The 18775-nt window shown below is 72.6% G+C and carries 14 protein-coding genes; 8 read left to right on the top strand and 6 right to left on the bottom strand.

Annotation, left to right across the window (positions count from 1 at the left end):
- The first annotated feature begins 93 nt into the window (after positions 1–93).
- From AB0D66_RS19515 to AB0D66_RS19490, 6 genes are all read left to right on the top strand, one after another.
- A complete protein-coding gene (locus tag AB0D66_RS19515) occupies positions 94–1260 on the top strand; it encodes a DUF4190 domain-containing protein (RefSeq protein ID WP_362304592.1) in 1167 nt (388 codons plus the stop codon).
- Between the two features lie 137 nt (positions 1261–1397).
- Complete coding sequence (locus AB0D66_RS19510; RefSeq protein WP_362304589.1) at positions 1398–2150, top strand: GntR family transcriptional regulator; 753 nt, start codon at positions 1398–1400, stop codon at positions 2148–2150.
- Positions 2151–2636: 486 nt separating this feature from the next.
- A complete protein-coding gene (locus AB0D66_RS19505) occupies positions 2637–2822 on the top strand; it encodes an SPOR domain-containing protein (protein WP_319723421.1) in 186 nt (61 codons plus the stop codon).
- A gap of 28 nt (positions 2823–2850) precedes the next feature.
- On the top strand, positions 2851–3285 hold the full coding sequence (locus AB0D66_RS19500) for a (deoxy)nucleoside triphosphate pyrophosphohydrolase (RefSeq protein WP_362304585.1): 435 nt from the start codon (positions 2851–2853) through the stop codon (positions 3283–3285).
- Positions 3286–3439: 154 nt separating this feature from the next.
- Positions 3440–3868, top strand: a complete 429-nt coding sequence (locus AB0D66_RS19495; RefSeq protein ID WP_362304581.1) for an ATP-binding protein — start codon at positions 3440–3442, stop codon at positions 3866–3868.
- Positions 3869–4053: 185 nt separating this feature from the next.
- A complete protein-coding gene (locus AB0D66_RS19490) occupies positions 4054–6666 on the top strand; it encodes a SpoIIE family protein phosphatase (protein ID WP_362304736.1) in 2613 nt (870 codons plus the stop codon).
- A 147-nt stretch (positions 6667–6813) separates the two neighbouring features.
- Here the strand turns inward: AB0D66_RS19490 and AB0D66_RS19485 are convergent, their stop codons facing one another.
- The 6 genes from AB0D66_RS19485 to AB0D66_RS19460 all read right to left on the bottom strand — a co-directional run bounded on the left by AB0D66_RS19485 (position 6814) and on the right by AB0D66_RS19460 (position 13665).
- Positions 6814–7533: a PspA/IM30 family protein gene (locus tag AB0D66_RS19485; protein WP_362304578.1), complete on the bottom strand. Its 720-nt coding sequence runs from the start codon at positions 7531–7533 to the stop codon at positions 6814–6816.
- A gap of 46 nt (positions 7534–7579) precedes the next feature.
- Positions 7580–9625, bottom strand: coding sequence for a TPM domain-containing protein (locus AB0D66_RS19480; RefSeq protein ID WP_362304733.1), 2046 nt, complete (start codon positions 9623–9625; stop codon positions 7580–7582).
- 178 nt (positions 9626–9803) lie between these two features.
- Positions 9804–10577, bottom strand: coding sequence for a succinate dehydrogenase/fumarate reductase iron-sulfur subunit (locus AB0D66_RS19475; protein WP_362304575.1), 774 nt, complete (start codon positions 10575–10577; stop codon positions 9804–9806).
- Positions 10574–12499 carry a fumarate reductase/succinate dehydrogenase flavoprotein subunit gene (locus AB0D66_RS19470; protein WP_362304572.1) on the bottom strand — a complete coding sequence of 642 codons (1926 nt, stop codon included), beginning with the start codon at positions 12497–12499 and terminating at the stop codon, positions 10574–10576. The genes AB0D66_RS19475 and AB0D66_RS19470 overlap by 4 nt, the downstream gene beginning before the upstream one ends.
- Positions 12500–13327, bottom strand: a complete 828-nt coding sequence (locus tag AB0D66_RS19465) for a hypothetical protein (protein WP_362304569.1) — start codon at positions 13325–13327, stop codon at positions 12500–12502.
- Positions 13328–13431: 104 nt separating this feature from the next.
- The gene (locus AB0D66_RS19460; protein WP_362304567.1) at positions 13432–13665 is read right to left on the bottom strand and encodes a hypothetical protein; all 234 of its coding nucleotides are present in this window, start codon (positions 13663–13665) and stop codon (positions 13432–13434) included.
- Positions 13666–14015: 350 nt separating this feature from the next.
- On the opposite strand from AB0D66_RS19460, the gene AB0D66_RS19455 reads away from it, so the two are divergent.
- Entirely contained in the window at positions 14016–16421 is a 2406-nt protein-coding gene (locus AB0D66_RS19455) for an ABC transporter substrate-binding protein (RefSeq protein WP_362304564.1), read from the top strand.
- Positions 16422–16759: 338 nt separating this feature from the next.
- Complete coding sequence (gene typA / locus AB0D66_RS19450; protein WP_362304561.1) at positions 16760–18664, top strand: translational GTPase TypA; 1905 nt, start codon at positions 16760–16762, stop codon at positions 18662–18664.
- Positions 18665–18775: the final 111 nt, after the last annotated feature.

Genomic DNA, 18775 nt, shown 5'->3' with positions numbered 1-18775 from the left:
GGTGAACAGGCGGGGGCGACCGACAGGGCGGTCGCCCCCGCTGCGTACTATTCGCGCATTCGTTCGCGCCCCCGTAATGGAGTTCCCCAGCCCGTGAGCACCCCGCCGACCCCTCCCTCCGGACCGGGCCACGCCTGGCCGCCGCCCTCCCCGCAGCCGGGGTGGGGGCCGCCACCCGGCTACGGGCAGCCGCATCCGGAGCAGCGGCTCAACGGCTTCGCGCTCGCCTCGCTGCTGGTCGGGCTGCTGTGCCTGCCGCCGCTGGGCATCGTCTTCGGCATCGTGGCCCTCGTACAGATCGCCAGGCAGCGGCAGCGGGGCAGGGCGCTCGCGATCGTGGGCCTGGCGGTGTCCGTGGTGATGACCGGCGCGATGGTGTTCACCGTCGACCGGCTCGCCTCGGCGGTCCGCGACCGGATGGACTCGGTGGGCGGGTACGCGGACGTCGAGGGCGACCTCAGGGACCTCGACGACCTGCGGGCGGGCGACTGCTTCAACGTCCCGGGCGGGGACCTGCTGGCCGACCGGCCCCTGACCTACAGGATCGACTGCGCCGAGCCGCACCACGGCGAGGTGACCGCGTCCAAGCTGGTGGAGCCGGCGGGCGCCCCCGAATCGGCCGAGGCGGACCGGGCGTCCGAGGACGAGTGCTGGAAGGCGCAGGACGCGTACGCGATGGACACCTGGGCGCTGCCCGCCTCCGCGGAGATGTTCTACTTCGCGCCCTCCCGCCAGTCCTGGCGCCAGGGGGACCGGCGGCTGGTGTGCGTGATCGGTACGACGGCGGAGGAGCGGCGGGGCAGCCTGCGCCAGGACGCCGGATCGCTGAAGCCCGAGCAGTCCGCCTTCCTGCGGGTGGCCAACGAGGTCGAGTTCGTCCTCGGCCGCCCGCCGGCGGGGGATCTGGAGGACACCCTCCCCGAGCACCAGGCGTGGGCGCGCAGCGTGTACGCGGCGCTCGGTCACGAGGCGAAGGTGCTGGAGGCCGACCGCACCCGGCCCGGGCTGGAGAAGGCGGTCGCGGCGCAGCTGGGCGAGATCGAGGCGGCCCGCGCGGCATGGCAGCGGACCTCCCAGGCGAAGACGGCCGCCGAGTTCGACCGGCAGTGGGACCGGTCGCTGCGCGCGATGTCCGTGGAGACGGAGAAGGCGCTGCGCGGTGCGTACGGGCTGGCGACGGAGGTTCCCGAGTGGCTGGCGGAGTCCCCGGAGGGCCCGGGGAACGGGCCCGGCCGGGAGCCCTCGGCGCAGGCGGCGTGACGTCGTCCGCGTAACGCGCGGTAACGGGTTTGGGTGACCAGGCTTCATCACTTCGGGTGAAACTCTGGCCCTTGCTTGCGGTGTACAACCGTCGGTTGCCAGGGTGTAGCTGTCTGTCAACCTGATGGGAGTGGCCAGTGACTTTCGGTGAGCAGCCGGCCTATCTGCGCGTGGCCGGGGATCTGCGACGGAAGATCGTCGACGGTTCCCTGCCCCCGCACGCCCGGCTCCCCTCGCAGGCCCGGATCCGCGAGGAGTACGGGGTCTCCGACACCGTGGCGCTGGAGGCGCGCAAGGTCCTCATGGCGGAGGGGCTGGTCGAGGGCCGGTCCGGGTCGGGCACGTATGTGCGGGAGCAGCCGGTGCCGCGCCGGGTCGCCCGCTCCGGCTACCGCACGGGCGGCACCTCGACGCCGTTCCGCCAGGAGCAGGCGGAGTCGGGCGCGCGCGGCACGTGGGAGTCGAACAGCGAGCAGGCGGCGGCCCCGTCGGAGATCGCCAAGCGGCTCGGCATCGAGCCGGGCGAGCGGGTGATGCGCACGCGGTACGTGTTCCGCGACGCGGGCGAGGCGATGATGCTGTCGACCTCGTGGGAGCCGCTGGCCGTGACCGGGCGCACGCCGGTGATGCTGCCGGAGGAGGGCCCGCTGGGGGGCTCCGGGGTGGTGGACCGGATGGCCGCGATCGACGTCGTGGTGGACAACGTGGTGGAGGAGGTCGGCGCGAGGCCGGGGCTGGCGGAGGAGATCCTGCTCCTCGGCGGGGTGCCGGGACACGTGGTGCTGGTGATCGGCCGCACGTACTTCGCCTCGGGCCGGGCGGTGGAGACGGCCGACGTGGTCGTCCCGGCGGACCGCTACCGGCTGGCGTACCACCTGCCGGTGCGCTGACCCGACCGCGCCGCCGCCGCTGCCGCCCGCCCCCGCCGAGGCCTCCCGGGGCTCCGCCCCGGACCCTCCCCCAGACTGCGTCCGGGGCCCCGGGCGGGGCCGGATTCCGGCCGATGCCGCCTGGCGCGTGCGGGGGGAGGGCCCGTACCCCGAAGTCGGCCCTGCCTGGCACGACCCGGCCCCGCCGGCGATGGAGGCGCGGGGCGCGGGGCAGAGCCCCCGGCGGCGGCGCCGCATCCGAAGGCGGGTGGGGGTGCGGGGGTGTATCCCCTGACCCTGGTCACGGGTGACGACCCGTCACCCGCCCTCCTCGTACGCCGGATCCGAACCGGCGCGCACGGCGCACTCGTACGCATGGCCGAATGCGTACGCCCCGGGGTACCTCTTCGTGAAAAACCGTATCCGCTCCGTAAAGTCCGGGCGTAAGCTCGGGCATATGCGCAATGCGGTTTCCCGGGCAGGTACGTCGGCGGAGGGTGAAACGCGATGAACGACAGCGGTGCCCTGCTCCCGTGGCTGGTCATACGTCAGGACGACAACGGCAACCGCTACCGGGTGGGACGGTACTCCACCCGGGCCGAGGCCCAGAAGGTCGTCGACAGCCTCGACGACCGTGGACACAAGCAGCTCTACTGGGTCGAGCGGATCGGTCAGACCGCCACGATGAACTGAGCATCCAGAGTTGACATAGGCTCCGCCCATGACGGTACGAGTGGTCGTGGGCGGAGCCCTTTGTCATGAGGGGCGCCTGCTGGCCGCTCGCCGCAGCGCACCCCCCGAGCTGGCCGGACGCTGGGAGCTGCCGGGCGGCAAGGCCGAGCCGGGCGAGTCCGTCCCCGAGGCGCTGGTGCGCGAACTGCGCGAGGAGCTCGGCGTCGAGGCCGAGCCGCTGGAGCGGATCCCCGGCGAGTGGCCGCTGAGGCCCGGCCTCGTCCTGCACGTGTGGACCGCGCGCCTGGTCTCCGGCGAGCCGTCGCCGCTCGAGGACCACGACGAGCTGCGCTGGCTCGGGCCGGAGGAGCTGGAGTCGGTGGACTGGCTCGACCAGGACCGGCCCGCCGTCGCCGAGGCCGGGCGCCGGCTGCGCGCGGGGCGGCGCCCGGAGCTGCACGACGGGGCGCCCGGGGGCGCGTGACGCGCGCTTCCTAGGCCGTCTGCGCCACAGTGCGCCGGTGCGTGGGGGATCGAGTGGTACGACGCCCTGAATATCGGGTATGTCGCTATTAGTCCCTATCTCGTCCCCCTTTCGTCCCCGACGAACCGGACTGGGGTCGCTGCCGGCCCGGGAAGTGATCGGCGTGATCGACACAGACGGTGAATGCGCCGAGTGGGCCTTTCCCGCTGAGCCCGGCGCCGTCCGAACCGCCCGCCACGCCGTGCGGGGCACCCTGCGGGAATGGGGCCTCGAATCCGTCGGCGATGTGACCGTCCTGCTGGTCAGCGAGCTCGTCACCAACTCCCTGCGGTACGCGTCCGGCCCCATCGGCGTCCGGCTGGTACGGCGGAATCCGGCCGCCGGCAGTGCCGTCGGCGGGGCCGCCCTTCTCGTGGAAGTTTCCGATCCGCTTCCGGATCCGCCCCGCGAGCGCGTCGCACACGCCGAGGACGAGGGCGGCCGCGGACTGCACCTCGTCGCCGTCTCCTCGCAGCGCTGGGGGACCCGCCACGGGAAGTCGGGCAAGACTGTGTGGTTCGAGTTGGCTCTTCCTGGTGAGTAACAAGGTGACGGGTGGCCTGGGGGCACCCCCGGACGAAGTCCGGGGGACATCACACGAGGTGGCTCGAAACTAACGGGACCTTTTTGTGATCGTGAACGCCGTGCCGTCCGGGGCCGTGGTGCTGAATACTGCGGTCATGGCCGGTCCGGTTGCGGTGAGCTGGAGGGGACGGTCGCGTGAGCGAGATACCTGCGCAGGCACATCAGACCAGGGTGCCCGGGGAGACATGGCACGACTCCCTGTGGCACAGCAGTCCTCCTGGCTCGATATATGACTACATAAAGGTCGCCTCGTTCTCGATCGGGCCCGACGGGCTCATCGACCAGTGGAGCCTGCGCGCCGAGGACCTCTTCGGCCTGACCGCGGCCCAGGCGGTGGGCCGCGATCCGGTCGACGCCTTCATGCCGCCCGAGCTGCGGCCCGGCGGACACCGCCGGGTCGCCGAGATTCTCGACGGCAAGGAATGGACCGGTCTCGTCCCCTTCCGGATCCCCGGCGGAGACGGCGAGCACGGCGTGGCCGAGATCTATGTGATGCCCACGCAGACCGAAGCCGCCGAGCGGGCCGCGCTGTGCGTGGTCGTGGACGTCCGCGCGCTGCGGCGCATCGAATCCGATCTGGCGGCTTCACAGGCCATATTCGGCCAATCCCCTTTCGGATTCCTGCTCTTCGGTACGGACCTCACCGTGCAGCGGGCCAACCGCCGCTTCGCCGCCGTGTTCGGGGGCTCCGCCGAGGAGCACCGCGGCCGGACCGTGCACGACTACCTGCCCGCGCACGAGGCCGACCGGATGGCCGAGGCCCTGCGCCGGGTCCTGGAGACCGGGGAATCGGTCACCGACCTGCGCATCACCGGCGCCGCCCCCGGCAGCCGGGACAACCGCCACTGGTCCATCAACCTCTACCGCGTGCACGGCGGCACCGGCCGGCCCATCGGCGTGGCCGGGATCGGCACCGACGTCACCCGCCGGCACCTCGCCGCCCGCGAGGCCGCCGGGGTCCGGCGCAACCTCGCCCTGCTCAACGCGGCCGGGCACCGCATCGGCAACTCCCTCGACCTGGAGACCACCGCCCGCGAACTCCTCGACGTCACCGTCCCGGGCTTCTGCGACCTGGCCGCCGTCGACCTCTACCAGGGGCTGCTGCTCGGCGACGACGACCGGCCCGCGCGGCCGCAGGGCCCCGGGGTGCCCTCGCTGCCGCCCGGCCTGGGCGCCGGCCGGGCCCCGTCCGCGCCCCTGCGGCGGGTCGCCTTCGCCTCGGCCGTCTCGGACGCCCCGCTGTCGGGACCGGGCGCGCCGGTCTCCGTGGGCGAGGTGCACCGCTATCCGGCGGCCTCGCCGGGCGCGCTGGCGCTGCGCACGGCACGGCCGCGGCTCATCGAGGGCGGCGGCCCGGACGACCTCGTGCAGTCCACCCTCGTCGTGCCGATGGTCGCCCACGACACGGTGGTCGGCCTCGCGCAGTTCTCCCGTACGAAGGGCAGCGAACCCTTCGGCGAACGGGACCGGGCCGTCGCCGTGGAGCTGGCCGCCCGGGCCGCAGTCTGCATCGACAACGCGCGGCTCTACCGGCGCGAGCACGAACGGGCGCTGATCCTGCAGCGCAGCCTGCTGCCGCCCGGCGACCCGGAGGCGGCCGGCCTGGACATCGCCTGCCGCTACCTGCCGGGGAACGCGGCCACCGAGGTCGGCGGCGACTGGTTCGACGTCATCGAACTGCCCGGCCACCGCACGGCGCTGGTCGTCGGCGACGTGATGGGACGGGGGCTGCGGGCGGCCGTGGCGATGGGCGAACTGCGCACCGCCGTACGGACCCTGGCGCTGCTGGACCTCGAACCGGCGGAGGTGCTGACCGCGCTCGACGAGATCGCCCGGGGCCTTGGGGCGCCCGGCGGCTCCCAGCAGGCCTCGCGGGCGGCCCTGCACTCGCGGGACGCGGACCGCTCGGAGGTGTACCTCGCCACCTGCGTGTACGCCGTCTACGACCCGGTGACGCGGCGCTGCACGATCGCCAACGCGGGCCACATGCCGCCCGTCCTGGTCGAACCGCCGGACGAGGAAGGCCGGCCGCGGCCCGCGCTGCTGCTGGAGGTGCCGCCGGGGATGCCGCTGGGGGTGGGCGGGGAGCCGTTCGAGGAGGTCGAGGTGGACCTGCCGGAGGGGGCACTGCTGGCCCTGTACACCGACGGGCTGGTCGAGTCCCGGGACCACCCGCTGGAGGAGGGGCTGCGCGGCCTGCGGGAGGCGCTGGCGGATCCGGTCCGCCCCCTGGAGGACGTCTGCGACCACGTGCTGAACACGCTGGACACCCGGCACGGCGAGGACGACATCGCCCTGTTGATGGCACGGGTGCAGGGCCTGCCGCAGGAGGCGGTGGGGGACTGGCAGCTGCCCCGTGAGGCGCGCTCGGTGGGCCGGGCCCGGGAGCTGGCGCGGGCGAAGCTGCCCGCGTGGGGCCTGGAAGGGCTGCTGGACACCACCGAGCTGCTGGTCAGCGAGCTGGTGACCAATGCGCTGCGGTACGGGGAGGGCGAGATCAGGCTGCGGCTGCTGCTGGACCGGACGCTGGTGTGCGAGGTGTGGGACGCGAACCTGGTGCAGCCGCGGCGGCGGCGGGCGCGCGACACGGACGAGGGCGGGCGGGGGCTCCAGCTCGTCGGCCTGCTCTCCGCGGGCTGGGGCACCCGGCGGACCCACCGGGGCAAGACGGTCTGGTTCGAGCTGCCGCTGCCCGGGGAGGCGGCCGAAGCCGTGGCCGAGCTGTCGGCGGAGCAGCTGCTGAGCATGTACGGCTGAGCCGCTGCCGGCGGCCGTGCCCGAGATCGGGCCGAGCGCCGTTCGGGGGCTCCGCCCCGCATCCAGCCCCCGCCGGCGGTTGAGGCGCGGGGTTCGGGGTTCGGGGCTGAGCCCCGGGAAGCGGCGCCGCACCGGCTCCCGGGAGGGTCAGGCGGCTCGGCCCTGCTTGAGCGCGGCGAGCCGGGCTTCGATCTCCGAGGTCTTGCCGATGTCCTCCAGGGACTCGAACTGCGCGTCCAGGGAGGACGCGGCCAGTTCCTGCTTGCCCAGGGCCATGGCCTCCTCCCGGCGGACCTTCTCCTCGAAGCGGTTCAGGTCGCTCGTCGGGTCCATCACGTCGATGTTCTTCACCGCGTCCAGCATCGTGTTCTGCGCCTGCGCGGTCTTGGCCCGCGCCACCAGTTCGTCGCGCTTCGCCTGGAGCTCCGTCAGCTTGTTCTTCATCGAGGCGAGGCCCGACTTGAGCTTGTCGACGACCTCCGTCTGGGCGGCGATGGTCGGCTCCGCCGTCTGCGCCTCCTTCTCGGACTGCAGCTGGCGGCCCAGGGCCACCTTGGCGAGGTTGTCGAACCTGTCGGCGTCCGCCGCGCTGCCCGCCGCGCGCAGCTCGTCCGCCTTCCGGCTCGCCGCCAGCGCCTTGCCGCCCCACTCGCCGGCCGCCTCCACGTCCTCCCGGTGGTCGGCCTCCAGCATCCGGAGGTTGCCGATCGTCGTCGCGACGGCCTGCTCCGCCTCCGAGATGTTGTTCGTGTAGTCCCGGATCAGCTGGTCCAGCATCTTCTGCGGATCCTCCGCCTGGTCCAGCAGCGCGTTGATGTTGGCCTTCGCGAGCTGGGTGACGCGGCCGAGGATGGTCTGCTTGCTCATGCGGGTCTCTCCTGGTCAGGGGGGTGGGTGGGGTACGGGCTGAGGTTCAGAAGCGGCCGCCGCCGCCCATCCGGCCGCGGGTTCCGCCGCCGCCGAAGGATCCGGGGCCGGCCCCGCCGCCGAAGCCGCCGCCGCCGCCGAAGCCCCCGCCCCGGCCGCCCCCGAAGCCGCCGCCGCCCCGCAGGATCTCGCCGAGGATGATCCCGCCGAGCACGGCGCCGCCCTGGCCGCCGCCGGACCGCCGGCCCGCGTACGGGTCCTGGTACGCCCGTACGTCCTGCTCCGCCAGCTGCTGAGCCTGCCGGGCCAGTGCGTCCGCCTGCTGGGCCTCCGCCAGGGCGGCCGCGGGGTCCGTACCCGTCAGGGACGCCGAGCGCTCCATGTGCCGCTGGGCCTCCGCCAGCCGGGTGCGGGCCTGGCTGCCCACCGCGCCCCGGCTGGTGGTGATGTAGTCCGTGGCCGCGCCGATCGCGCTGCGCGCCGAGAGCACGGCCTGGTCGAGCAGGGCCACCGCCCGCTGCCGGCCCGACTCCCGCTCCCGCGCCCCGGCCAGCGCCTCGTCCAGGGCCGCGTCGGCCTCCTCCACGCGCCGCAGCGCGTCGATCGGGTCGTAGCGGCCGCCCTGCTGCTCCCGCCGGACGTCGGCCAACACCGCCTCGGCGCGGCCGATCCGGCCGCGCAGGTCCGCCGTCGAGGTGCCTTCCGCGGTGCCGCTGAGCAGCCCGCCCGCGTCCGCGAGGTCGGCCTGCGTCTCGGTCAGCGCGCCCGGCAGCTTCCCCGCCGCCTCCGCCAGCTCCTGCGCCCGCCGCTCCACCGCGTCGACCAGCGTCGCCGCCTGGTCGACCGCGCCCTCCGCGGCCCGCACGTGCACGGCCGCCCGCCCGTTGTCGCCGCCGTCGACGGCCGCGCGGGCCTCGCCGAGGTGGGTGGTGGCGAACAGCAGCCGGTCCTCGGCCTGTTCGGGGTTGGCGGCCACGGGCGCGGACGCGGAGTCCGCGTACCGCCCCGTCAGCGCGGTCAGGGTGGCCGCGGCCGTCGTGGTGCGCCCCGTCAGGGCCCGGAAGTGCGCCTCCACGGTGGCGAGGGCCTGCGGGGCGTTCTTCTCCAGGTCCCGCAGCCGGTCGAAGTCCGCGGTCTCGGCGTCCAGCCGCCGGCCGGCCTCGGTGCACCGGGCGACGATCTCGTCGAGCATCCGGCGCCGGGTCGCGTCGTCCTCGGGGTAGGCGTCGTCGAGCTGCTGGCGCAGCCGGAAGGCGTGCGTCAGCTCGTCCTTGGCGTACTGCACGGCCGTCTTGAACGGGGCGACCGCCTCGTCCCCGAACTGCGCGGTGGCGAAGCCCAGTTCCTCGGTGCTGGTGCGGATGGAGTCGTCGGTCTCCACGAGCAGCTCCTTGGCCCGCGCGTCCAGCTCCGGCAGCGGAATCCGGTCGGGCGCGCCCTGCGGCCACCCCGGTCCGGTCTTCGTGCCGCGCCCGCCGCCCGCTCCGGTCCCGCGCTTGCGGCGGGTGTACGCGTACGCGCCGAGCGCCCCGGCGGCGCCCACCGCGATCACGGGCAGCACGTAGTCCCCGGCTCCGCTCTCGCCGCCCGCCTTCCCGCCGGGATCCGCCGGGCCGGGGGTGATGGCGGGCGCGGGCACGGGCCGCCCGCCGAGGACCGCGGCGTAGCCGTTCGCGGCGCCGATGGCCGCGCCCGCCCAGTCGTTCTGCTTCAGGGCGGGCTCGATGGCGGTCCGGGCGACGTCCGCGAGCTGCTGCTCGGTGAACCCGGAGTCGACGGCGGCGGAGTAGGCGTACTGGCGGACCCCGGTTCCCACCGCCAGCAGGACGTCGTCCTGGCCCAGGCCGTTCTTCTGCGCGGTGGCGTCGGCCCAGCTCTGGGCCGAGCGCCCGGAGAAGTCCCGTACGTACGTCACGAAGAGCTGGATCCGCCGGTCGGCGTACAGCTTGTCGAGCGCGGCGGTGACCGCGGCCTCGCGGTCGCCCAGGGCGCCGACCCGGTCGGTGATCTGCCCCTGCTGCGAAAGGGTGACGGGATCCTCCGCCCGCGCGGGCGGTGCCCCGGCCAGGCCCCAGCCGCCGAGCGCCAGCAGCGCGGCGGCGAGGGGGAGCCCGGCCCGTACGACCCTGGTGCTTCTCGGCGCAGTCACATCTGGGAGATTATGGGTGGTTTCATCCCCCCGCACCCGGAGGGGCGGGGCCCGCTCCCCGCCGGGGAGCGGCTCCCCGGCGAGGACTACGGACTACGGACGACGGATGACGGACTACGGACTACGGCTCGGAGCGTCGGCGGATCCTGCTGCCCAGCCACACCAGCGGGTCGTACTTGCGGTCCACCGCCCGCTCCTTCAGCGGGATCAGCGCATTGTCGGTGATCTTGATGCCCTCGGGGCAGACCTCCGTGCAGCACTTGGTGATGTTGCAGTAGCCGAGCCCGTGCTCCTCCTGCGCGCTGCGCTTGCGGTCCAGGCCCTCCTCGGCCGCCGCGTCCAGGGGGTGCATGTCCAGCTCCGCCACCCGCATCAGGAAGCGCGGACCGGCGAAGGCCGTCTTGTTCTCCTCGTGGTCGCGCACCACGTGGCAGGTGTCCTGGCACAGGAAGCACTCGATGCACTTGCGGAACTCCTGCGAGCGCTCCACGTCGATCTGCTGCATCCGGTACGCGCCTGGGGCCACCCCCTCCGGCGGGACGAAGGCCGGGACCTCCCGGGCCTTCTGGTAGTTGAAGGAGACGTCCGTGACCAGGTCGCGGATGACGGGGAAGGCGCGCAGCGGGGTCACCGTGATCGTCTCGGACCGCTCGAAGGTGGACATCCGCGTCATGCACAGCAGCCGCGGCCGGCCGTTGATCTCCGCGCTGCACGATCCGCACTTGCCCGCCTTGCAGTTCCAGCGCACCGCGAGGTCCGAGGCCTGCGTCGCCTGGAGCCGGTGGACGATGTCCAGGACCACCTCCCCGTCGTGCACCTCGACGGTGAAGTCCCGCAGTTCCCCGCCCTCCGCGTCGCCCCGCCAGATCCGGAAGCTCGCGTCGTACGTACTCATTCGTAGAGCTCCTCTTCGGCGAGGTACTTGACCAGCTCTTCCTTCTCGAAGAGCGCGAGCAGGTCGGATCGGATGGGCTCGGTGCGGGTGCGCACGAGGGCGATCCGGTCTGCGGCGGGATCGGCCGGGACCGGGTCGACGGGCCGGCACAGCAGGTTCACCGGACGCCAGTCGCGCTCCATCGCCGGGCAGTCCTCGCGGGTGTGACCGCCCCGGCTCTCGGTGCGCTCCAGCGCGGCCCGGGCCACGCACTCGCTGACCAGCAGCATGTTCCGCAGGTCCAGGGCCAGGTGCCAGCCCGGGTTGAACTGCCGGTGGCCCTCGACACCGGCGCGGGCGGCCCGCTCGCGCAGGCCCGCCAGCTTCTCCAGGGCCTCGGCCATCTCGCCCGCCCGGCGGATGATGCCGACCAGGTCGTTCATGGTCGTCTGGAGCTCCTGGTGGAGCGTGTACGGGTTCTCCGCGCCGTCGGCCGCGTGGAACGGGGCCAGCGCCTCCGCGGCCGCCGCGTCGATCTCCGACGGGGACACGGCCGGGCGCGGTCCGCTCCCGGCGGCGTACTCGGCCGCGTGCAGCCCGGCCCGCCGCCCGAAGACGAGCAGGTCGGACAGGGAGTTGCCGCCGAGCCGGTTCGAGCCGTGCATCCCGCCGGCGACCTCGCCCGCCGCGTAGAGCCCCGGGACCCCGACCGTGGCGGCGGTCTCGGAGTCGACCGCGATCCCGCCCATCACGTAGTGGCAGGTCGGGCCGACCTCCATCGGCTCGGCGGTGATGTCCACGTCCGCCAGCTCCTTGAACTGGTGGTACATCGAGGGCAGCCGCCGCTTGATCCGCTCCGCGGGCATCCGGGTGGACACGTCCAGGAAGACCCCGCCGTGCGGGGAGCCGCGGCCCGCCTTCACCTCGGAGTTGATGGCCCGGGCGACCTCGTCGCGCGGCAGCAGCTCGGGGGGACGCCGGTTGTGGTCCGGGTCCTCGTACCAGCGGTCGCCCTCCTCCTCCGACTCGGCGTACTTCTCCTTGAAGACGTCGGGGATGTAGTCGAACATGAACCGCTTGCCCTCGCTGTTGCGCAGCACCCCGCCGTCGCCGCGCACCGATTCGGTGACGAGGATGCCCTTCACCGAAGGCGGCCAGACCATGCCGGTCGGGTGGAACTGCACGAACTCCATGTTCAGCAGGGGCGCGCCCGCGAGCAGGGCCAGCGCGTGGCCGTCGCCGGTGTACTCCCAGGAGTTGGAGGTGGTCTTGAAGGACTTGCCGATCCCGCCGGTCGCGAGGACCACCGCCGGGGCCTCCAGGACGAAGAACCGCCCGGACTCCCGTTCGTAGCAGAAGGTCCCCGAGACCCGCTGCTCCGCGGCGGCGCCGCTGTCGGACTCGGTCTTCAGGACCCTGGTGACCGTGCACTCCTGGAAGACCTTGAGCCGGGCCTCGTAGTCCCCGTACTCCTTGAAGTCCTCCTGCTGGAGCTGGACGATCTTCTGCTGGAGGGTGCGGATCAGCTCCAGGCCGGTGCGGTCCCCGACGTGCGCGAGGCGCGGGTACTCGTGGCCGCCGAAGTTGCGCTGGGAGATCTTCCCGTCGGCCGTGCGGTCGAAGAGCGCGCCCCAGGTCTCCAGCTCCCAGACCCGGTCCGGGGCCTCCTTCGCGTGCAGCTCGGCCATCCGCCACTGGTTGAGGAACTTGCCCCCGCGCATCGTGTCGCGGAAGTGCACCTGCCAGTTGTCGCCCTCGTTGACGTTGCCCATGGAGGCGGCGATCCCGCCCTCCGCCATCACCGTGTGGGCCTTGCCGAACAGGGACTTGCAGATCACGGCCGTACGGGCGCCGCGCTCGCGGGCCTCGATCGCGGCCCGCAGTCCCGCGCCGCCCGCGCCGACCACGACCACGTCCCACTGCTGCCGTTCCACTTGAGTCATCTAGAAGATCCTCGGGTCGGTGAAGGCGCCGCTGGCCACTAGGTACACGTAGAAGTCGCACAGGGCGACGCTGATCAGGGAGGCCCACGCCAGCTGCATGTGACGGGTGTTGAGCCGGCTCACCCAGCCCCACAGCCGGTAGCGCACCGGGTGCTTCGAGAAGTGCTTGAGGCGGCCGCCCATGATGTGCCGGCACGAGTGGCAGGACAGGGTGTAGGCCCAGATCAGCACGATGTTGACGAGGAAGATCAGCGTGCCCAGGCCCATGTGGCCCCAGGCGTAGTGCTCGTCGCGGAAGGTCAGCACGGTGTCGTACGTGAGGATCCCCGCGACCGGCAGCGCCGCGTAGAAGAAGTACCGGTGCATGTTCTGGAAGACCAGCGGGAAGCGGGTCTCGCCCGTGTACTTCGCGTGCGGTTCGGCGACCGCGCAGGCGGGCGGCGAGGCCCAGAAGCCCCGGTAGTAGGCCTTGCGGTAGTAGTAGCAGGTCAGCCGGAAACCGAGCGGGAAGACCAGGATCAGCAGGGCGGGGGACAGGCCCCACCAGCTGCCGAACAGGTCCCAGTTGGGGCCGCCGCGCATCTCCTGGCAGTTCTCCGCGAGACACGGGGAGTAGAACGGCGAGACGTACGGGGCCGCGTAGTAGTCGGCGTTCGCGAAGGCCCGCCACGTCGAGTAGACGATGAAGGCGAGCAGCCCGGCCGCGGTGCCGGCGGGGGCCAGCCACCACCGGTCGGTCCGCAGGTGCCGGGCGGCGATCGCGGCCCGGGAGGCGTCGTGGACGCCGCCGCCGGGCCGCTGCTGGGGTGGTTGTGTGCCTGTGGCCAAAGGAGACTCCGGGAGAGGAGTGACGGGCCCAGGAGGCCCGGCCGCCTGGGGCGGCCGGGCCAGATGGGTGAAGGGCGTACGGGTGCCCGCGGGGGACGAGGGCGTCAGGGTGCGCGGCGGTCGCGGGCGCCCAGGCCCTCGTCGTCGGTGTCCGTCCACAGCGAGCTGTCGTACGGGGTGTCGGGAACCGTCACCATGCGGGACGGGTCGGGCGGGGCGGAGCCGGTCCGCGGGCCCGCCGCAGGCTGACGTCCGGCCTGCTGTTCGAGCCGCTCGACCTTGCGCGTCAGCTCGTCCAGGTTGCGCCGTACGGCATTCAGGTCGTCTTGCAGGGACATGATTCTTTGCCCTCACTTCCGCAGGGTGCGGTGGCAACGCTCATGTGCGCCTGGCAGTGTCGCCCTTCGCGTCCCCGGTTGTGAAGGGACGTGCAGCGATTGCGGGCGCGCAGGCGTGAACTGTGCGCCCCTCCCTGGACCCCATTCTCATCCCCCGGGTGAGGGAACGCCTCTCCGGCGCGCAAACGGGATTGGTCCGCACGGGTGGGGTTCGCGGCGTGGCGCGAGGCGGCTGCGAGGGGTGCGGCGGGGCGTCGATTTCAGTGGGTTCCGGCAACCGGTGTGATCAGCTCCATATACCGCCGAACGTGATCATGCTTCCCCCACGCCCCGCCCCGGAGGTACCACCCATGTCCCAGAGAAGGCGCAGGTCCTTGGCGCTCCTGACCTCGGGAGTCCTCGCACTGCCGCTGCTCACGGGCTGCGGCGCGGGTGACGACGAGGGCGGGCCGGTCGCCGCCGGCCCGGACATCGCCGCGGCCACGCGCGACAAGGTCGCCGACGGGGGTGTGCTGCGCTGGGCGGTGGACTCCCTGCCGGAGACCCTGAACACTTTCCAGGCCGACGCCGACGCCACCACCGCCCGGATCGCCGCGGCCGTGCTGCCGCAGCTGTTCGTGCTGGACGCCAAGGGGCGCCCGGTGGCCAATCCCGACTACCTGGAGAAGGCCGAGGTCGTCGAGCGGGAGCCCAAGCAGGTCGTCCTGTACAAGCTGAACCAGCAGGCGGTGTGGAGCGACGGCCGCGAGATCGGCGCCCCCGACTTCGTCGCCCAGTGGCGGGCCCTGAACGGCAAGGACTCGGCGTTCTGGACGGCCCGCAACGCCGGCTACGAGCGGATCGAGAAGATCGAGCGCGGCAAGACCGACCTCGAGGTCAAGGTCACCTTCGCCAAGCCGTACGCCGACTGGCGCTCGCTGTTCAGCCCGCTGTACCCCAAGCAGGTCACCGCCACCCCGGAGGCCTTCAACGAAGGCGCCCGCGGCGCCCTCAAGGTCACCGCGGGCCCCTTCGGCCTGGGGGCGATCGACAAGAAGACCGGCACCGCCTCGCTGACCCGCAACCCGCGCTGGTGGGGACAGCCGGCCAAGCTGGACACGCTGGTGCTGACGGCGGTCCCCCGGGCTCAGCGCCCGGCCGCACTGGCCTCCGGGAAGGTGGATCTGGCGGAGATCGACCGCTCCGGCGCCGACCGGATCGCACTCGCCCACCGCGACGCGAAGCAGGGCGGCAAGGGCTCGGGCGGAGCCCCGGCCCACGGACCCGAGGCCTCGATGACCGCCGCGCAGGCCACCTTGTCCTGGGCGGTCGCCTTCGGCGCGGACGAGGAGAAGGCCCTGGCGGAGGCGGAGACCCGCAAGAAGCACGTCGAGTCCGTCAAGCGGTACGCGGACGAGCAGACGGCCCTGCGGAAGTTCATCGTCCGCAAGTCCCTGGAGCCCGCCTACACGCAGCTGGCCATGAACGGCTCCGCCGGCCCGCTGGCCGACGAGCGGGTGCGCCGGGCGGTGGCGCGGGCGCTGAACCGCAAGGAGCTGGCCGAGATCGTGCTGAAGCCGCTCGGCCTGCCCGCGAAGCCGGTCGGCAGCCACGTGGCCCTGGCCGGGCAGCAGGCGTACGCCGACAACAGCGAGGCCCTCGGCGGCCAGGACACCCAGGCGGCCCAGGCCCTCCTCGCGGACGCCGGCTGGCGCCGCGGCGGCAAGATCACCGAACCGGCGGGCGCGAAGGCCGGCCCGGAGAGCGCGGCGCAGGACGACGGGAAGACCCCCGAGGGCCCGGGCACCGGGAACGACGGGCTCTACATCGTGGGCCAGGAGGACGGGAGCAACGGCGACCGCGGCGCCGCGCAGGGCTCGGCCGAGGGCGGGCTCGCCGTGGCCGGGGCCTTCGCTCCGGGCGCCGCCGGCGCGGCCCAGGACGTGCCCTCCCCGGTGCTCGCCCCCGCGCCCTTCGCGGCCCAGCAGGAGGCCCTCCTGCGGGCCCAGGCCGCCGCGGCGGCCACCGTGGACGACGCCAAGGACGGCGAGGAGGCCGCGGAGGGCGAGGACGCGAAGGACGGCGAGGGCGCCAAGGACGGCGAGGACGCCAAGGACGGCGACGAGGCCGAGGACGCCAAGGACGGCGAGGGTGCCGAGTCGGCCGATCCCGCCAAGGGCACCCCGCCCAAGCAGGCCGCCCGGACCTCCGGCGCGATGCTCGCCAAGGACGGCAAGCCGCTCAACCTGCGCTTCGTGCTCCCGGCCGGCCCCGGATCGGAGCCGCTGCGCGCGGTCGGCGACCGCATCGCCCAGATGCTCCGGAAGGTCGGGGTGACCACCGAGATCAAGAAGGTGGCCGACGAGAGCTTCTTCAAGGACCACATCGCCTCGGGCCAGTACGACCTCGCGCTCTACTCCTGGCCCGCGACGGCCTACCCGGCCACCGACGCCCGGCCGATCTTCGCCAAGCCGGAGCCGGCCGCCGACGGCTCGCTCCTCGTCGAACAGAACTACACCCGGGTGGGCACCGACCACATCGACCAGCTCTTCGACCAGGCGGCCGGGGAACTGGACGAGGAGCAGGCCCGCGAGCTGATGCGCAAGGCCGACGCCAGGATCTGGGCCGCCGCCGGCTCCATCCCGCTCTACCAGCGCCCGGAGCTGGTGGCCGTCAAGCCGTCCCTGGCCAACGCCGGCGCCTTCGGGCTCGGGGCACCCCGCTTCCAGGACATCGGCTGGAAGAAGCCCTCGACGGCCAAGGGCAAGAAGAAGTAGGCGAGTGGGCGAAGAAGTGGTGACAAAGGGGTTCCTGTCAGGTTGACCTTCGGATCCCAAGCTCAGATGTGACTCAAGTCCCTTGCCCGCCGGATCCTCCGGCGGGCAAGGTCGTGCATACCCGTTGACCCGCGTGTTTTCCGGCAGGACAGACGGCCGGTGCCCCCCACCCCGCATCCGGCCGTGCTCATTCGTCCGGCCTCTTGACAGACCCCCCGGCGGGCGGTTCCCGCCGCGCGACGTACCATGGGGTAAGGCCGTGGCAGGTTTTCGCCCGGCCGAGGCGCGCGTGCCAGGCCGTACGCGACGCCATCCACGATCCCGGGAGAAGCGCCGAAGTGCCCACGCGCCACGACATCCGTAACGTCGCCATCGTCGCCCACGTCGACCATGGCAAGACGACCATCGTCGATGCCATGCTCAAGCAGGCCGGTGCCTTCGCCGCCCACCAGCAGCTCGACGATCGCATGATGGACTCGAACGACCTGGAGCGTGAGAAGGGCATCACGATCCTCGCCAAGAACACGGCGGTGAAGTACCACCCCAAGGACGGCGGGGCCCCGATCACGATCAACATCATCGACACCCCCGGCCACGCCGACTTCGGTGGTGAGGTCGAGCGCGGTCTGTCGATGGTGGACGCCGTCGTCCTGCTGGTGGACGCCTCCGAGGGTCCGCTGCCCCAGACCCGCTTCGTCCTGCGCAAGGCCCTGCAGGCGAAGATGCCGGTCATCCTCTGCATCAACAAGACGGACCGTCCGGACTCCCGGATCGACGAGGTCGTCAACGAGACGTACGACCTCTTCCTGGACCTTGACGCGGACGAGGACCAGATCGAGTTCCCGATCGTCTACGCGTGCGGCCGTGACGGCGTCGCCTCGCTGACCAAGCCGGAGGACGGCACCGTCCCCGCGGACAGCGAGAACCTGGAGCCGTTCTTCTCCACGATCCTGGAGCACGTCCCCGCCCCGGTCTACGACGACGAGGCGCCCCTCCAGGCCCACGTGACCAACCTGGACGCCGACAACTTCCTCGGCCGCATCGCGCTCGTCCGCGTCGAGCAGGGCGAGCTGCGCAAGGGCCAGACCGTCGCGTGGATCAAGCGCGACGGCACCATCTCGAACGTCCGCATCACCGAGCTGATGATGACCGAGGCGCTCACCCGCAAGCCGGCCGAGGTGGCGGGCCCGGGTGACATCTGCGCGGTCGCCGGCTTCCCCGAGATCATGATCGGCGAGACCCTGGCCGACCCGGAGAACCCGATCGCCCTCCCGCTGATCTCGGTCGACGAGCCGGCGATCTCCATGACCATCGGTACGAACACCTCCCCGATGGTCGGCCGCGGCGGCACCGGCAAGGGCGCGGACGCCAAGTCCGCGGTCAAGGACCGCAAGGTCACCGCCCGCCAGGTCAAGGACCGTCTGGACCGCGAGCTGATCGGCAACGTCTCGCTCCGCGTCCTGGACACCGAGCGCCCGGACGCCTGGGAGGTCCAGGGCCGCGGTGAGCTCGCGCTCGCCATCCTGGTCGAGCAGATGCGCCGCGAGGGCTTCGAGCTGACCATCGGCAAGCCGCAGGTCGTCACGCAGGAAGTCGACGGCAAGGTGCACGAGCCGGTCGAGCGCATGACGATCGACGTCCCCGAGGAGCACATGGGCGCGGTCACGCAGCTCATGGGCGTCCGCAAGGGCCGCATGGACAACATGTCGAACCACGGTTCCGGCTGGGTCCGCATGGAGTTCGTCGTCCCGTCCCGCGGCCTCATCGGCTTCCGTACGGAGTTCCTGACGAACACCCGCGGTACCGGTATCGCCCACTCGATCCACGAGGGCCACGAGCCGTGGTTCGGCCCGCTGGTCACCCGTAACAACGGTTCGCTGGTCGCGGACCGCTCGGGTGCGGTCACGCCGTTCGCGATGATCAACCTGCAGGAGCGCGGTGTCCTGTTCACCGAGCCCGGCACCGAGGTGTACGAGGGCATGATCGTTGGCGAGAACTCGCGCTCCGACGACATGGACGTCAACATCACCAAGGAGAAGAAGCTCACCAACATGCGTGCGGCTTCCGCGGACAACACGGAGAACGTGATCCCGCCCCGCAAGCTCTCCCTGGAGCAGTCCCTGGAGTTCTGCCGCGACGACGAGTGCGTCGAGGTGACCCCGGAGGCCGTCCGCATCCGCAAGGTCGTCCTGGACCAGAAGGAGCGCTCGCGCACCGCGTCGCGCGCCAAGTCCGCCAAGTAGCAGGCGCCTGAGCCGCACACCGGCTCCCAGCCCGGCCCCCGTACGGAATTCCGTACGGGGGCCGGGCTTTTTCGCGTCCCGCGGCCTGCCCGGCACCGGGACAGGTGCGGG

The sequence above is a fragment of the Streptomyces sp. NPDC048270 genome, from assembly GCF_040652335.1.
Taxonomy (GTDB): Bacteria; Actinomycetota; Actinomycetes; order Streptomycetales; family Streptomycetaceae; genus Streptomyces.
This window is presented reverse-complemented; position numbering and strand designations above follow the sequence as displayed.